Here is a 14,980-nt window from a genome sequence, read left to right as displayed (position 1 = left end):
AGCCCGCGCTCGGCGTCACCGCCGAACGTGGCGATCGTAGCTCAATTGGTTAGAGCGCCGGTTTGTGGTACCGGAGGTTGCGGGTTCAATCCCCGTCGATCGCCCCATCATTTCCCTGCTGCCAGATATGTTGGAAGACTTGCCGAATTCGGCGAGGCTGGGCAGCGATTCGGCGTTGCCCTGCGACATCGTGGGCGTGGGCCAGGGAAAAGGGATGCGCAGTCGCTTCGGGCTCCTGATGGTCGTCGCTGCAGCCGCCGGTCCTATGGCGCCGGTTGCCGTCGCCCAGACGCGCGCCGAATGGCGCGCCATCGGCCAATATGGTGAGAAGAACGCGCCGCTGACCCTGTTCGAGCGCGACGGTGCCTTGTTCGTGGATGGCGGCGGATATGCCGCGGCGCGGCTGACGCGGATCGACGACGGCGTTTACGTGATCGCGGGCGGGGGCGAACTGGTGCTGGCGAAGCGCGCGGTGCGCCTGAACGGACGGACGCTGGCCTTCCATGATTTCGGCGCGGAGTCGGAAGCGGCGACCCGCAGGGCGGTGAAGGCCGATCCGGTCGCTTTGCGCCGCCGCGCGCTGGCAGCGACCCCGCCGGTCGAGGCCGGCCCGCATCTGCCCGACGATCTCGTCGATCTCACCGGCGTCGATCGCCGCATCCGCCTCGACATCCGCTATGCCGGCGCCAGAAATTTCATGGGCATCCCGCTCTATGAGCGCGCGGCGGCGTTTCTCCAGCGCCCCGCCGCCGCGGCGGTCGGGCGCGCGCAACAGGCGCTGGCCGCCAAGGGTTATGGGCTGATGATCCACGATGCCTATCGGCCATGGTTCGTCACATGGATGTTCTGGGAAGCGACTCCTCCCGAAGACCATGTCTTCGTCGCCGATCCGGCACAGGGTTCCCGCCACAACCGCGGCTGCGCGGTGGATCTCACGCTCTACGACCTCAGGACGGGCAAGGTCGTCGAGATGCCGAGCCGTTATGACGAGGCGTCTCGCCGATCCTATTCCAACTTCGTCGGCGGCACGACACGGCAGCGCGCGCTGCGGGACATGCTGCGCGAGGCGATGGTCGCCGAGGGGTTCGAGGTTTACCCGGAGGAATGGTGGCACTTCGACTATAGGACGTGGCGCCGCTACGCGATCGGGACGAAGAGTTTCACCGAACTCGCATCGCGCCGCTGATCCGGCGCGCTCAGATCGACACGCCGCTGATCCGGCGCGCTCAGATCGACACGCCGCTGATCCGGCGCGCTCAGATCGACACGCCGCTGATCCGGCGCGCTCAGGCCGACGCGCCGTTGGCTGCGACGTCCGACGCCCGTGGCGGTGCGGGCAGCCGGTTCCACGCATCCAGGCTGGCGATCTTGTAGGCTTCCGCCAGCGTCGGATAGTTGAACGTGTTGTCGATGAAGAAGTCGATCGTCCCTTTCAGGTTCAGCACCGCCTGGCCGATATGGATCAGTTCGGTCGCGCCTTCGCCGATGATGTGGACGCCGAGCAATTCACGCGTCTCGATCGCGAACAGCATCTTCATCAGCCCGCTGTGGAGCCCCATGATGTGGCCGCGGGAGGTTTCGCGCATGCGGGCGATGCCGACCTCATAAGCAATGCCGCGGCGCTTTGCTTCCTCCTCGGTCATGCCGATCGTCGAGATTTCGGGCACCGAATAGATGCCGTAGGGGAAGAATTCGGGCGGCGGCGGCGGTTCGAGGCCGAAGGCGTGGCAGGCGGCGAGGCGGCCCTGTTCCATCGAAGTGGAGGCGAGGCTGGGAAAGCCGATCACGTCGCCCGCGGCGTAGATGTGCGGCACGTCGGTCTGCATCGTCTGCGGATCGACCGAGATGCGCCCGCGCCGATCCGCCTCCAGCCCGATCGCGTCGAGCCCCAGCCGGTCGGTCGCGCCGACCCGGCCGGCAGCGAACAGCAGCACGTCGCTGACGACGCGGCGGCCATCGGCCAGCCTGCAGACGGTGTGATGCCCCTCGGCGGTCACGTCCTCCACCTTGGCGCCCAGCCGCAGGCGCACGCCGCGGTCGCGCAGTTCGTGGGTAAACTCTTCGATCAATTCCCGGTCGATGAAGTCGAGGAAGGTATCGCGCGGCTCGATCAGCGTCACCGCGACGTCGAGCGCGCTGAAGATCGTCGCATATTCCACGCCGATCACGCCCGCGCCGATCACCGTCAGGCTGCGTGGCAGCTTGGGGATTTCGAGGATCTCGTCGCCATCGAAGATCAGTTCATGGTCGAAGGCGATGTTGTCCGGATGGAAGGGGCGGGTGCCGCAGGCGATCAGGATATGATCGCCGGTGCAATGCCAGGTCTTGCCATCGTCGCTGGTCACCTCCACCCGGTGCGGATCGACGAAGCGAGCCTCGCCGCGCGCGGTGCGCACGCCGTTTCGGCTGAACTGATGCTCCAGCACCTCGACCTCATGGTCGAGCGTCTTGTGCAGCCGCGCCATCAGGTCCGCCGCCGAGATATCCTGCTTCACCCGGTAGGAGCGGCCATAGAAGCCGCGCTCGCGATAGCCGGAAAGGTTGAGCACCGTTTCGCGCAGCGTCTTCGACGGGATCGTGCCGGTGTGGACCGAGACGCCGCCGACGCGGCGGCCCTTCTCGATGACGATGACTGCCTTGCCGAGCTTCGCGGCCTGGATCGCGGCGCGGCGCCCTGCCGGGCCGCTGCCGATCACGATCAGGTCGAAATGGCGCTGCATCGGCGAATCTCCGGCAAAAGGGGAAGGCACCGCGAAGGAGGATAGCGGTGCCGGGGGACGAACCAAGGCCTCAACCGCCGGCAGGCGCAAAGTCTCCACCCGCTGCGACGATCCGAGCCCGGGCTCCGCATCGGCGCTTGCCCCGCATGCGCGCTTGGCGCTAGGCAGGCCCCAAGCCCATCGCACGAATGGGTTGTACCATCGGTCGCTTCCGCTTTGTCCACCAGCCCTCTAGACTTCGCGTGCCGATGCACATTTTCGCCAACCCAGCCCGTTTCCTGTCGATCGCCAAGCCGATCACGCCCTGGCTGGCACTGGGCGGGTTGCTGCTGATCGCGATCGGCGTCGGCGCCGGATTGTTCTTCACGCCACCCGACTATCTGCAAGGCGAAAGCGTGCGCATCCTCTATGTGCATGTGCCGGCGGCGTGGCTCGGGATGGGCGGATGGTTCGGGCTGGCCATCGCCAGCCTCGTCCAGCTCGTCTGGCGGCATCCGCTGGCCGGCGTCGCCGGGCGCGCGACCGCGGCGCCAGGGGCGCTGTTCACCGCGATCTGCCTTGCCACCGGCTCGATCTGGGGGCGGCCGACCTGGGGCACCTGGTGGGAATGGGATGGGCGGATGACCTCGATGCTCGTCCTGCTGTTCCTCTACTTCGGCTATATCGCGCTCGCCAACGCCAGCGAGGAGCGCACGTCGGTCAGCCGCGCGACGGCGATCTTCGGGCTGATCGGCGCGGTCAACGTGCCGATCATCAACCGCTCGGTGGTGTGGTGGAAATCGCTGCATCAGGGGCCGAGCATCACCTTGAAGGGATCGACGATCGACGGCTCGATCCTGTGGCCGCTGGGCTTTACCGTGCTTGGTTTCACCCTGCTGTTCGCGGCGATCGTGCTGATGCGGATGCGCGCGATCCTCGCCGAGGCGCGGGTGGAAGCGCGGATGCGCCGGCTGGCCGAGGCCTGATGACATGAACCGAACGATATGAACCACTGGCCCTTCATCATCGCCGCCTACATGCTGGCGCTGGGCGGGACCGGCGGCATGATTGCCTGGGCCTGGACCGCGATGCGCCGCGCCGAGCGCAAGAGCGATACGCTGAGGCGCGATCGATGAGCGCGCGCGCGGGCACGATGGCGAAGGCCAAGCATCAGCGGCTCGTGCTGATCGTGATCGCGCTGGTCGCGATGATCGGCGCGACCCTGCTGGCGATGTCGGCGCTGAGCGAGCAGGCCGCTTATTTCTACGCGCCGGCGGATATCAAGAAGGACCGGCCCGAAACCGGCAAGGCGATCCGGCTGGGCGGCATGGTCGAGCATGGCTCGATCCGTCGCGATGCGGATGGCGTCACCGTCCATTTCGTGGTGACGGACGGCATCGCGAAGACGCCGGTCAGCTTCCGCGGCATCACGCCCGATCTGTTCAAGGAAGATAGCGGCGTCGTCGCCGAAGGGCGGCTGGATGCCGATGGCAGCTTCGTCGCCGACAATCTGCTCGCCAAGCATGACGAGCGCTACATGCCGCCGCAACTCGACGGCAAGATGCACAAGACGGAGACGCTGGACAAATGATCGCCGAAGCCGGGCTGGCCGCGCTGTGGCTTGCGGCGGCGCTCGCCGTCCTCCAGCTCGCGCTCGGCGCGATCGGGCTGACCGGCGGGCGTGATGCGCTGCTGCCGGCGATCCGGCCGGTCGCGGTCGTGCAGGGTGTGCTGACCCTCATCGCCTTCCTGCTGCTGATCAGGCTGTTCCTCGATTCGGACATGTCGGTGAAGCTGGTCGCGGCGAACAGCCACTCGGCCAAGCCCTGGCTCTACAAGTTCGCGGGCACCTGGGGGAACCATGAGGGCTCGATGCTGCTCTGGGTCACCGTGCTCGGCGTCGCGGGGGCTGCCGTGGCCGTGCTCGAACGGCGGGTCGAGGCGCGGATGCTGGCGGCGACGCTCGCCGCGCAGGCCTTCATCGGCATCGGCTTCTTCGCCTTCCTGCTCTTCTCCTCAAACCCGTTCGAGCGGCTGGTGCCGGCGGCGCGGGACGGGCAGGGGCTCAATCCGCTGCTGCAGGATCCCGGCCTCGCCTTCCACCCGCCCACGCTCTACATCGGCTATGTCGGCATGTCCGTGGCCTTCTCCTTCGCGGTCGGCGCGCTGCTGACGCGCCAGGTGGGGCCGGCTTTCGCCCGCGCGATGCGCCCGTGGGTGCTGATCTCGTGGATCTTCCTCACCCTCGGCATCACCGCCGGCAGCTACTGGGCCTATTATGAGCTCGGCTGGGGCGGCTGGTGGTTCTGGGATCCGGTCGAGAACGCCTCGCTGATGCCGTGGCTGGCGGCGACCGCCTTGCTCCATTCGGTGACCGTGCTGGCGACGCGGGACGGCTTGCGCGCATGGACGGTGATGCTCGCGGTGGTCGCCTTCTCGATGTCGATGATCGGCACCTTTCTCGTGCGCTCGGGCATCCTCACCTCGGTCCACGCCTTCGCGGTCGATCCCGAGCGCGGCAGCTTCATCCTCGCCTTGCTTGCGATCTATATCGGCGGCGCGATGGCGCTGTTCGCGCTGCGCGTGGCGACGGTGAAGGAAGGATCGCAGTTCGAGATGGTGAGCCGCGAGGGCGCGCTGGTCGTCAACAACCTGCTGCTCTCGGCGATCCTGGGCATCGTCTTCGTCGGCACCCTTTATCCGCTCGGCGTCGAGGCGGTGAACGGCGAGAAGCTCTCGGTCGGACCGCCCTATTTCAACAGCGCCGCGGGGCCGCTGGCGCTGTTTCTGGTGGTGGTGATGGCGATGGGGCCGGTGATGCGCTGGCGCCGCGACCGCCTGAAGGCGGTCTTGCCGCGCCTCGCGCTGCCGGTGCTGCTGACCGCCGCGACCCTGCTCGCGGTTGTGGTGCTGGTGCCGGGCATGCGCATCCTGCCGCTGCTCGGGCTCGTGCTCGCAGTCGGCGTGGGCGTCGCCAGTCTCGCGCCATTGTGGAAGCGCAACCTGCGCCGGACGCCGTTGTTTACCTGGGGCATGGTCGTCGCGCATCTCGGCGTGGCCGTCGCACTGGCCGGCATGGCGAGCGAAAGCGCGTTCAACCGCGAGACGCTGGTCGCTGCCAAAGTCGGCGACAGCGCCAAGGTCGGCCCGTTCAGCGTCAGGCTGAAGGATATCACGCCGATCGCGGGCCCGAACTGGACCGCGCTCGAAGCGGTCCTCGAGGTCCGCCGCGGCAATGGGGCGGCGTTCGTGATGCGGCCGCAGGCGCGCATGTTCCCCGACCCGCCGACCGCGACCACCGAGGCGGCGCTCAAGACCGAACTCGACGGCCAGCTCTATCTCGTCCTTGGGCCGGAGGATGAGCAGGGCCGCTGGCAGCTCCGGCTGTGGTGGAAGCCGTTCGTGACCTTCATCTGGCTGGGCGGCGGGCTGATCGCGCTCGGCGGCCTGCTGTCGCTGGCCGGCCGGTTGATGCGGGAGCGGCGTGTGCGCGCGCCGGAGGAGGCGTTGGCATGAAGCGCTGGGTGCTGTGGGTGCCGCTGGCGCTGTTCGTGCTGTTCTTCGGGTTCGTCGGCTACAAGCTGGTCAATCCGGGAGACACGCTGATCACCTCCAAGATGATCGGCAAGCCGATGCCGCGCATGCAGTTGCCGCCGGGCGTCGCCGGCCGCGCCGCCTTCGCCACCGGCTCGGTCCCAGGCGGCAGGCCGCGCCTGCTCAACGTGTTCGCGAGCTGGTGCGTGCCCTGCATCGCCGAGGCGCCGGTACTGATGGAGCTCAAGCGCCAGGGCATCGCAATCGATGGCGTCGCGATCCGCGACCGGCCCGAGGATGTCGCGCTGTTCCTCGGCCGCAACGGCGATCCCTACGACCGGATCGGTTCGGACGTCGACGCCAGCCTGCAACTCGCGATCGGCTCGTCGGGCGTGCCCGAGACCTTCGTCGTCGACAGCCAGGGCATCATCCGCTTCCAGCATATCGGCCCGATCATGCCGCAGGATCTGCCCGACGTGCTGACCGCGCTGGGGGAAGCACGATGAGGGTGGCGCTCGCCGCACTCGCGCTCGCCGCTGCCGCGCCGGTGCTCGGCCAGTCGGCGTTGCCCGCCGCCGACCTCGCCAACCGCCAGCTTGCCGATCCGCAGCAGGAGGCGAAGGCCAAGGCGCTGATGGAAACGTTGCGCTGCCTCGTCTGCCAGGGCCAGTCGATCGCCGACAGCGATGCCGACATGGCGGGGGACATGCGGGCGCTGGTGCGCCGCCGTGTCGCCGCGGGCGAGGATCCGGGGGCGATCCGCGCCTGGCTGGTCGAACGCTATGGCGCGTGGGTGACCTATGAGCCGCCGGTCAACGCGGTCACCTGGCCGCTCTGGGTGTTGCCGCTGCTGCTGCTGGCGGTGGGGGCGCTGCTGGCGCGCGGACGGTTCAAGCGAAAGGCGAAGCGCTGATGGGCTGGGTGATCCTGCTGGCTTTCGCCGCGCTCGTCGGCGGCGCGCTGTGGTGGTTCGGGCGGCTGCCCAAGGGCGGGCTCGAATATGTCGTCGCCGCGCTGCTGCTCGGCATCGCCGGCTATGCCTGGCAGGGGCATCCCGATCTGCCCGGCAGCCCGGTCGAGCCGGCGACCCCCGACATCGGCGGCGAACTCGCGGTGACCGCGGAGCGCCGCGCGATGATGGGCGAGTTCAACGGCGCGGCGCAGTATATCGACACGTCCGAAGCGCTGATCCGCAACGGCAGCACCGCCAACGCGGTCGCGATCATGCGGTCCGCAACGAGGAAGTATCCTCAGAATTCCGATCTCTGGGTCGGTCTCGGCAATGCGCTGGTCGAACATGGCGGCGGCGCGATCAACCCGGCGGCGCAATATGCCTTCCAGAGGGCGGCGAGCCTCTCTCCGCAGCATCCGGCGCCGCCCTTCTTCTTCGGCCTGGCGCTCGCCCGCTCCGGCCAGCTCGATCAGGCCGCGACGATCTGGCGCGAATTGCTCGCGCGCACGCCGCCCAACGCCTCGTGGCGGGCGGATCTGGAAAAGCGAATCGCCCAGGCCGATGCCGAGCGGGGTGTTGCCGCCCCCTGATCATTTCGCTGCACCCCTCCCTGTGCCGCCGGAAGCCCCTATATCGGGCGGATGCCGGCCGCCGTTGCGGGGCGCCCATGTGCGTGGTAGGGGCGCGCGTCGCTCGCCGCCGGGGGCCCATGGGGCAGGGACTTGATATGATGTGGATGCACCTGAACCATCCGAAGCGCGTCGCGAAGTGAGTGATCAACCCCAATCAGTGCCAGCCGAGGCTGATCCGGCCTCGATAGACGCTGGCGCTGCGCTGGCGGATCGTGGTCATGGCCATCGCAACGAAGGGCTGGCCAAGCTGGCCGTCGGTGCGATCGGCATCGTGTTCGGCGATATCGGCACCAGCCCGATCTATGCGTTCCGTGAGACCTTCGCCGGGCATCATCAGCTGACGCCGGACGGGTTGCACATCTATGGCGTGCTGAGCCTGGTCTTCTGGTCGATGATGCTCGTCGTCTCGATCAAATATGTCACCATCATCATGCGCGCGGACAACAAGGGCGAAGGCGGCAGCCTCGCCTTGCTCGCGCTGATCAACCGCGTTTCGGGCAACAAGCGCTGGACGGCGCCGATCGTGCTGCTCGGCGTGTTCGCGACGGCGCTGTTCTATGGCGATTCGATGATCACGCCGGCGATCTCGGTGCTTTCGGCGGTCGAGGGCATCACCACGGTCGAGAAGGATTTCGCGCCCTTCGTGCTGCCGCTGGCGATGGGCATCCTCGCCGGGCTGTTCGCGATCCAGTCGCGCGGCACCGAGAAGGTGGGGCAGCTCTTCGGCCCGATCATGCTGGTCTATTTCGTCACGATCGCGGTGCTGGGCATCGTCCATATCGCGGCCGACCCCGGCATCCTGATCGCGCTCAACCCGTGGTATGCGATCCAGTTCTTCCTCAGCGACGGCCTCACCGCCTTCCTCGCGCTCGGCTCGGTCGTGCTGGCGGTGACGGGCGCCGAGGCGCTCTATGCGGATATGGGCCATTTCGGCCGCAATCCGATCCGCGTCTCCTGGCTGTTCTTCGTGTTGCCCGCGCTGATGCTCAACTATCTGGGGCAGGGCGCGATGATCCTGTCGCTGACCCCCGCCGACGCCGCCGTGGCGATCCAGAACCCCTTCTTCCTGCTCGCGCCCGAATCGCTCAGGCTGCCGCTGGTCATTCTCGCGACGCTCGCGACGGTGATCGCCAGCCAGGCGGTGATCTCGGGTGCCTTCTCGGTCACCCAGCAGGCGATCCAGCTGGGCTTCATGCCGCGCCTGCGCATCACCCACACCAGCGCCTCCGCCGCGGGGCAGATCTACATCCCGGTGATGAACTGGGGGCTGATGGTGATGGTGATGGTGCTCGTGCTGAGCTTCCAGACCTCGTCCAACCTGGCCGCCGCCTATGGCATTGCCGTCACCGGGGCGATGCTGATCGACACCTGCCTGCTCGCGGTGGTGCTGTTCAACCTGTGGAAGTGGAACCGCTTCGCGGCCATGGCGATGCTCGGCATCTTCTTCGCGATCGACTTCGCCTATTTCGGCGCGAACCTCACCAAGGTGCCCGACGGCGGCTGGTTCCCGCTGATGATCGGCCTCATCGCGTTCACCTTGCTGACCACCTGGGCCAAGGGCCGCCAGCTGATGATGGCGCGGATGCGCGAGGCGGCGATGCCGATCTCGATCTTCGTCGACTCGGCCGCAAATTCGGCGACGCGCGTGCCCGGCACCGCGGTGTTTATGACCTCGTCGCCCGACGGCGTTCCCCACGCGTTGCTTCACAACCTCAAGCATAACAAGGTGCTGCACGAGCGCGTGATCCTGCTGACGGTGAAGATCGCCGACGAGCCTTTCGTCGAGCAGGAAACGCGCTGCAAGCTGGAGGATCTGGGCCAGGGCTTCCACCGCCTGATCATCCGCTACGGCTTCATGCAGGAACCCGATGTGCCCGAGGCGCTCAAGCGCCTCACCGGTTGCGGCCCGGCGTTCAAGATGATGGACACAAGCTTCTTCCTCGCGCGGCAGACATTGCTGCCTTCGTCACGCCCCGGCATGGCGATCTGGCGCGAAAAGCTGTTCGCCTGGATGCTGCGCAACGCCGAAAGCGCGATGGAGTTCTTCCGCCTGCCCACCAACCGCGTGGTCGAACTGGGCAGCCAGGTCGAGATCTGAGAAATCGAACGCGCCGCCGGCGGGCGGCGACCGGGAAGACATCCCCGGTTCCGCGACGATCGGGCCTACTACTGCGGCGCGGCCGTCAGATAGGCGATTACGTCCGCGCGTGTCTGCGCGTTGCGCATGCCCGCGAACGCCATCTTGGTGCCCGGCACGGTGCCGCGCGTGTCGCCGATGAAGCGGAACAATTCCTCTTCGCTCCAGGTGATGCCGCTGTTCTTCATCGCCGGCGAATAGGCGAATCCCGGCACGGTTGCCGCCTTGCGGCCGATGATCGCGTGCAGCGAGGGGCCGATGCGGTTCTGGTCCGGTTCGATCGTGTGGCAGATCTTGCACTGGAGGAAGCTGCGCTCGCCCGCCTCGGCATCGCCGGTGACGCTGGCATAGCGGACCGGCTCCGGGTCGGTCCCGGTCGGCGATGCACCGTCGGCGGTGGCGGTCGGTCCAGCGCCGGAGTCGCCGCATCCGCCCAGCAGCATCAGGACGGCGATGGTCGTTGCGCGGATACCCGCACCCGTCACGCGTAGCGTTCCGCGGTCGCGCGGATCAGCGCGATCATGTTGGGAATGCCCTGCGTCCGGTTCGAGCTGAGCTGGTTGCGCAGGTCGAACGGGGCGAGCGCGCCTTCGATGTCGGTGGCGCTGATCTCCGCGGGGCTGCGATCCTGCACGGTCAGCAGCACCAGCGCGATGATGCCCTTGGTGATCGCGGCGTTGCTGTCCGCCAGGAAGTGGAGCCGGCCATCCTCCAGGCGGGTGGGGTAGACCCACACCGCCGCCGAACAGCCCCTGACCAGCGTCGCGTCCGTCTTGAGCGGATCGGGCATCGGTTCCAGTGCGCGACCAAGATCGATCAGCAGCCGATAGCGATCGTCGGCATCGAGCAGGTCGTAATCGTCGAGAATGGCGGAGAGGGTGGGGGCGGCGCTCATGCCGCGGGGCTTAGCGGCGGCGGTGGCCGCCGTCATCCCCCGGCGTCGGTCAAAGATCGACGCCGGCGGCGATCGCTTCGAGGCGGCGGATGCGTTCCCTGAGGTCTGCGAGTTCGATCCGTGCGCCGATCGCGGGCACGCCGTCATCGTGCTGGCCAACGAGACCGCGCGCCAGTTCCGTCCGGCGCAGGTCGAGCCAGCCGTGCCACGCCTTGAGCGCGGTCAACGCGAGGATCGTGATGGCGGCGAGGCTCGCGATCTCGATCGTGTAGATGATGGTGGGATCGGCGCCGTACATGGCGATGCTCCGGGTCTGGGGTGGACGATCAGCTGTCGCGCTTGCGCAGCATCTCGAACTCGCGGTCGAGTGCGCTTGTGCTGTCGGTGGCGAGGCGTTCGAGCACCGCGACGCGGTCCTTCAGCGCCTTGATCTCGTCGCGCAGCCGGCCGGCTTCCGGATCGGGCGTGCGTTCGGCTTCCTGCCGTTCGGCCTTGTATCTGGCGCGCATCACGCCGGCGATGGATACGATCAGCACGATCGCGACGACCATCGAGAAGGGGTTGTCGAACATATGTTATTCCTCCCTGTATGTGGCGCTCGGCTCAGTTCGCCTTGCGCAGCATCTCGATCTCGCGGTCGAGGCTGTGCGCGCCGTCGGTGACGATCCGCTCGACATTGGCGAGGCGGTCCTTGATGGAGCCCAGCTCGGCGCGAAGCTGCGCATTTTCCTGGCTGAGCAGCTTGATGCGCTCCATCGCCTCGTCACTCGTCCTGGGATACACGGCCTGTCCCCAGGCGCCGTCCAGCGGATAGCCGTGGCGGATGCGCAGCCAGGTGACCAGCACCCAGCCGCAGATCGCGGCAAGGCCGACGACGATGGCGACGGGGATGAAGGCTTCGAACGGAAACATCGGTAATCCTCCGTGAGAGGGTGCCGCGCGCTTCAGCGCAGCGCGTCGATTTCCTGGGCGGTGCGGTTGGCCGGATCGGTCACGATGCGTTCCAGCACCGCGATCCGCTCTTCCAGCCGGCTGACCTTGGCGAGGAGACGGGCGTTGTCGGCGGCGAGAAAGTCGAGCTTGCGGCCGGCTTCCGGATCCTCGCGCGTCGTGGTTCCCGACCATTCGTTCTCGATCGGGTAGCCATGCCTGGCGCGGATCCAGTTGTTGATCAGCCAGCCTCCGGTCGAGACCAGGACGATCAGAACGACATAGAGCATCGTGCTATCCATGGTTCGGCTCCTCTCGCAAAACTGCCGGTCGCTCAGCGCAGCGCGTCGATTTCGTCGGCGAGGCGGCGGTTACGGCTTGTATAGTAGAGTTCGACTTCGGCAAGGCGGCGATCGATATCGCGGAACTTCGAACGGACATCGCGGGTCGACCGTGTCGGCGACTGGCGGACGCCCTGCCAGAACTTGGCATCCTCGGCGTCTTCATACAGATCGCGCGGCTCCGGCTTCGCGACCATGCCCACCACGAGATAGACGATGATCAGCGGCTGAAAGGCGAAGATCGTGATGAGCACCGCGCTGACGCGGACCCAGGTGACGTCGATGCCGGTATATTCCGAGATACCGGCGCAGACGCCCATGAACTTGCCGTTCTTCTTGTCGAGGTAGAATTTGGTGCGGCGGGCACTCATGTCAGTCTCCCTGTGAGTCTGAAGCTGTCTGTCGGGCGATGACCGGCGCCGTCAGGCGCCGGGTTTCGAGTCGGGGTGGTCGGCGGCGATGATGCGCTCGATCGTCTGCATGCGATCCTCGAGCCGCCGCGCCATGTCGTGAAGTTCGTCGAGAAGGTTCTCGTCCTCGCGCGTGAGTGTCGCGGCCTGCTTCCACTTGGTGATGTAGTGGAGGATGACCCACGGCAGGCCGAGGAACAGAATGCCGACCGCGAACAGGGGAACGAGGTCTTCCATCGATCAGCCTTCCTTGCCTGCGCGGGCCTTCATCGCGGCGAGCTCGGCTTCGACCTTCTCGGAGGAACGCAGCTCGGCGATCTCCTCTTCGAGCGACTTGGGCGCGGCGCCCATGCCGGCGGCTTCGGCGCGGCCCTCGGCCATGTCGACGCGGCGCTCCATCAGGTCGAAGCGGCTGAACGCCTCGTCGATCTTGGCGCCGGCATACATCTCGCGCATCCGTGCGCGATTATGCGCCGATTCGAGGCGGGTGACGATCGAGTTCTGGCGGGCACGCGCCTCGCGCAGCTTGTTCTGCAGCTTGCCGATATCCTCTTCCGAAGCGCGCAGCGCCTCGTCGAGCGTCTCGATCTCGGCCTTGAGCTGGTCGGCCATCGTGGCCGCTTTCTGCTTCTCGATCAGTGCCGCCTTGGCGAGGTCCTCACGGTCCTTCGAAAGCGCCAGTTCGGCCTTCTCGGTCCAGCTTTCCTGCAGCGCATCGAGCTTGCTGATGTGGCGGCGCATTTCCTTCTGGTCGGCGATGGTGCGCGCCGCGGAGGCGCGAACCTCGACCAGCGTTTCCTCCATCTCCAGGATGATCATGCGGATCATCTTGGCGGGGTCTTCAGCCTTGTCGAGCAGGTCGGTGACGTTGGCTGCGATGATGTCTCGGGTGCGGGAAAAGATACCCATCGGGTGAACTCCTGGACGTTATTGCTCTGGTCTCGGTGATGGCAGCGTGGTTGGGGTGCCGGGGGCGGTGCAAGGGGATTTCCGCCCCCGGCGGGGAGTGCCGTCAGGCCAAGGGCATGGCGGCGGTGGACCGGGCGAGCACGACATGGCCGGCTGCGCCAGGATGGGCTTCGGCGGCACGCACAGGGCCGATCGCGCTCAGCAGACAGGTGCTGGCGAACATCGCGGCGCAGATGGCGGCGGCGGCGTGCTTGCGGTTTTTCTCGGTCTTGAACATCGTGAACTCCTGAACCTCAGCATGGTGCGTGCCGCCGCGTGGCGGTTCGCCAATAGCTTTGCAGGAGGTGTGCCAACTCTGGAAAATGGCTGGAATCCGCCATTTTTTGCGCGTTCGAACGCCACGTTGTTCAGATTTCTGTTGCCAATAGTTGGGGATTTGCGCCAACTCGCGGGTATGGACCGCGACAATGCCTTTATCGGCCAATCCCTCGCCTTTCTCGACTCGGTCGAGCGCGCGAGCCGCGCCGCCGCGCTCAATCGGCCGGTGCTGGTCATCGGCGAACGCGGCACCGGCAAGGAACTCGTGGCGGAGCGGCTCCACCGCCTCAGCCCGCGCTGGGACGGGCCGCTGGTGACGATGAACTGTGCCGCGCTGCCGGAGACGCTGATCGAGGCGGAGCTGTTCGGCCATGAGGCGGGCGCCTTCACCGGCGCGACCCGGGTGCGCGTGGGACGCTTCGAAGAGGCGGACGGCGGCACCCTGTTCCTCGACGAACTGGCGACGCTCTCCGCCGCCGCGCAGGAACGCCTGCTGCGCGCGGTGGAATATGGCGAGGTGACGCGGATCGGCTCCAACCGCTCGGTCAGGGTGGATGTGCGCATCGTCGCGGCGACGAACGAGCATCTGCCCGCGCTGGTGGAGAAGGGCCGCTTCCGCGCCGATCTGCTCGACCGTTTGAGCTTCGAGGTGGTGACCTTGCCTCCGTTGCGCGCGCGCGAAGGCGACGTCGCGGTGCTCGCCGAACATTTCGGGCGGCGGATGGCGGCCGAACTGGGATGGGATCGCTGGCCGGGGTTCGGCGCCGAGGCCGCGGCGCGGCTCGTCGGCCATCCCTGGCCGGGCAACGTGCGCGAATTGCGCAACGTCGTCGAGCGCGCGGTCTATCGCTGGGATCAGCCCGAGCGGCCGGTCGACGACATCGTGTTCGATCCCTTCGCCTCGCCCTGGCGACCGACCGGTGCCGCCGCCGAGCCGCAGGCGCCGGTGGCCGCGGCGGTCGCGAAGATGGCGGAAAGCGGCGCCGCTGCCTTTGGCGACATGACGAGCATCGCCGACCTGAAAAATGCGGTCGATGCCTATGAGCGCGCGATCCTCGAGGCGACGATGGCGCGCTTCCGCTTCAACCAGCGCGCGACCGCCAAGGCGCTGAGCCTCAGTTACGACCAGCTTCGCCACTGCCTGCGCAAGCACGGACTGCTCGGCGGCGGCTGAAAGAAATCGAAAGCCGCCCCCAAGCAAGATTTTTGGAGACCGGCGGGGT

The 14,980-nt window shown here is 67.2% G+C and carries 21 protein-coding genes and 1 tRNA gene; 11 read left to right on the top strand and 11 right to left on the bottom strand.

Annotated features, from left to right (window positions below; all coding sequences use genetic code 11):
* Positions 1-30: 30 nt before the first annotated feature.
* Both NX02_RS12630 and NX02_RS12625 read left to right on the top strand, forming a co-directional pair.
* Positions 31-107: transfer RNA gene (locus tag NX02_RS12630), tRNA-His, on the top strand.
* Positions 108-214: 107 nt separating this feature from the next.
* Positions 215-1,186, top strand: a complete 972-nt coding sequence (locus NX02_RS12625) for a M15 family metallopeptidase (RefSeq protein ID WP_084718256.1) — start codon at positions 215-217, stop codon at positions 1,184-1,186.
* 100 nt (positions 1,187-1,286) lie between these two features.
* Here the strand turns inward: NX02_RS12625 and sthA are convergent, their stop codons facing one another.
* The gene (sthA, locus tag NX02_RS12615; protein ID WP_025292554.1) at positions 1,287-2,720 is read right to left on the bottom strand and encodes a Si-specific NAD(P)(+) transhydrogenase; all 1,434 of its coding nucleotides are present in this window, start codon (positions 2,718-2,720) and stop codon (positions 1,287-1,289) included.
* 248 nt (positions 2,721-2,968) lie between these two features.
* On the opposite strand from sthA, the gene ccmC reads away from it, so the two are divergent.
* From ccmC to NX02_RS12580, 8 genes are all read left to right on the top strand, one after another.
* Complete coding sequence (gene ccmC, locus NX02_RS12610; RefSeq protein ID WP_025292553.1) at positions 2,969-3,685, top strand: heme ABC transporter permease CcmC; 717 nt, start codon at positions 2,969-2,971, stop codon at positions 3,683-3,685.
* 18 nt (positions 3,686-3,703) lie between these two features.
* Positions 3,704-3,835, top strand: a complete 132-nt coding sequence (locus NX02_RS33905) for a hypothetical protein (protein WP_281178343.1) — start codon at positions 3,704-3,706, stop codon at positions 3,833-3,835.
* On the top strand, positions 3,832-4,290 hold the full coding sequence (gene ccmE, locus NX02_RS12605) for a cytochrome c maturation protein CcmE (RefSeq protein WP_245648838.1): 459 nt from the start codon (positions 3,832-3,834) through the stop codon (positions 4,288-4,290). The genes NX02_RS33905 and ccmE overlap by 4 nt, the downstream gene beginning before the upstream one ends.
* Positions 4,287-6,215 (top strand): heme lyase CcmF/NrfE family subunit, encoded by a 1,929-nt coding sequence (locus NX02_RS12600; protein ID WP_025292551.1) that lies wholly within the window; start codon positions 4,287-4,289, stop codon positions 6,213-6,215. Before ccmE ends, NX02_RS12600 begins: the two co-directional genes overlap by 4 nt.
* Positions 6,212-6,739, top strand: a complete 528-nt coding sequence (locus NX02_RS12595; RefSeq protein ID WP_025292550.1) for a redoxin family protein — start codon at positions 6,212-6,214, stop codon at positions 6,737-6,739. Before NX02_RS12600 ends, NX02_RS12595 begins: the two co-directional genes overlap by 4 nt.
* Complete coding sequence (locus NX02_RS12590) at positions 6,736-7,146, top strand: cytochrome c-type biogenesis protein (RefSeq protein WP_025292549.1); 411 nt, start codon at positions 6,736-6,738, stop codon at positions 7,144-7,146. The genes NX02_RS12595 and NX02_RS12590 overlap by 4 nt, the downstream gene beginning before the upstream one ends.
* Positions 7,146-7,775 (top strand): tetratricopeptide repeat protein, encoded by a 630-nt coding sequence (locus NX02_RS12585; RefSeq protein WP_025292548.1) that lies wholly within the window; start codon positions 7,146-7,148, stop codon positions 7,773-7,775. Before NX02_RS12590 ends, NX02_RS12585 begins: the two co-directional genes overlap by 1 nt.
* Positions 7,776-7,974: 199 nt before the next feature.
* A complete protein-coding gene (locus NX02_RS12580; RefSeq protein ID WP_158014002.1) occupies positions 7,975-9,915 on the top strand; it encodes a potassium transporter Kup in 1,941 nt (646 codons plus the stop codon).
* 68 nt (positions 9,916-9,983) lie between these two features.
* Here NX02_RS12580 and NX02_RS12575 read toward each other — a convergent pair whose 3' ends face one another.
* The 10 genes from NX02_RS12575 to NX02_RS32410 all read right to left on the bottom strand — a co-directional run bounded on the left by NX02_RS12575 (position 9,984) and on the right by NX02_RS32410 (position 13,923).
* The gene (locus NX02_RS12575) at positions 9,984-10,439 is read right to left on the bottom strand and encodes a c-type cytochrome (RefSeq protein WP_025292546.1); all 456 of its coding nucleotides are present in this window, start codon (positions 10,437-10,439) and stop codon (positions 9,984-9,986) included.
* On the bottom strand, positions 10,436-10,849 hold the full coding sequence (locus tag NX02_RS12570) for a SufE family protein (protein WP_025292545.1): 414 nt from the start codon (positions 10,847-10,849) through the stop codon (positions 10,436-10,438). The genes NX02_RS12575 and NX02_RS12570 overlap by 4 nt, the downstream gene beginning before the upstream one ends.
* Before the next feature lie 49 nt (positions 10,850-10,898).
* On the bottom strand, positions 10,899-11,147 hold the full coding sequence (locus tag NX02_RS12565; protein ID WP_025292544.1) for a hypothetical protein: 249 nt from the start codon (positions 11,145-11,147) through the stop codon (positions 10,899-10,901).
* Positions 11,148-11,175: 28 nt separating this feature from the next.
* Positions 11,176-11,421, bottom strand: coding sequence for a hypothetical protein (locus NX02_RS12560; protein WP_025292543.1), 246 nt, complete (start codon positions 11,419-11,421; stop codon positions 11,176-11,178).
* Between the two features lie 31 nt (positions 11,422-11,452).
* Positions 11,453-11,761, bottom strand: coding sequence for a hypothetical protein (locus tag NX02_RS12555; protein WP_025292542.1), 309 nt, complete (start codon positions 11,759-11,761; stop codon positions 11,453-11,455).
* Positions 11,762-11,793: 32 nt separating this feature from the next.
* Entirely contained in the window at positions 11,794-12,081 is a 288-nt protein-coding gene (locus tag NX02_RS12550; RefSeq protein ID WP_025292541.1) for a hypothetical protein, read from the bottom strand.
* Positions 12,082-12,113: 32 nt separating this feature from the next.
* Entirely contained in the window at positions 12,114-12,491 is a 378-nt protein-coding gene (gene pspC / locus NX02_RS12545; protein ID WP_025295592.1) for an envelope stress response membrane protein PspC, read from the bottom strand.
* Between the two features lie 51 nt (positions 12,492-12,542).
* On the bottom strand, positions 12,543-12,767 hold the full coding sequence (pspB, locus tag NX02_RS12540) for an envelope stress response membrane protein PspB (RefSeq protein ID WP_047099784.1): 225 nt from the start codon (positions 12,765-12,767) through the stop codon (positions 12,543-12,545).
* Positions 12,768-12,770: 3 nt separating this feature from the next.
* Complete coding sequence (gene pspA, locus NX02_RS12535) at positions 12,771-13,439, bottom strand: phage shock protein PspA (RefSeq protein ID WP_025292540.1); 669 nt, start codon at positions 13,437-13,439, stop codon at positions 12,771-12,773.
* Between the two features lie 103 nt (positions 13,440-13,542).
* Positions 13,543-13,923, bottom strand: coding sequence for a hypothetical protein (locus tag NX02_RS32410; protein ID WP_158014001.1), 381 nt, complete (start codon positions 13,921-13,923; stop codon positions 13,543-13,545).
* Here NX02_RS32410 and pspF point away from each other — a divergent pair.
* Entirely contained in the window at positions 13,894-14,931 is a 1,038-nt protein-coding gene (pspF, locus tag NX02_RS12530) for a phage shock protein operon transcriptional activator (protein ID WP_025292539.1), read from the top strand. The two genes, NX02_RS32410 and pspF, sit on opposite strands and share 30 nt — an antisense overlap.
* The last annotated feature ends 49 nt before the right edge of the window (positions 14,932-14,980 follow it).

The organism is Sphingomonas sanxanigenens DSM 19645 = NX02 (assembly GCF_000512205.2).
GTDB classification, from domain to species: domain Bacteria; phylum Pseudomonadota; class Alphaproteobacteria; order Sphingomonadales; family Sphingomonadaceae; genus Sphingomonas_D; species Sphingomonas_D sanxanigenens.
Note: the sequence above shows the minus strand (reverse complement) of the source record. Positions and strands in the feature narration are given on the sequence as shown.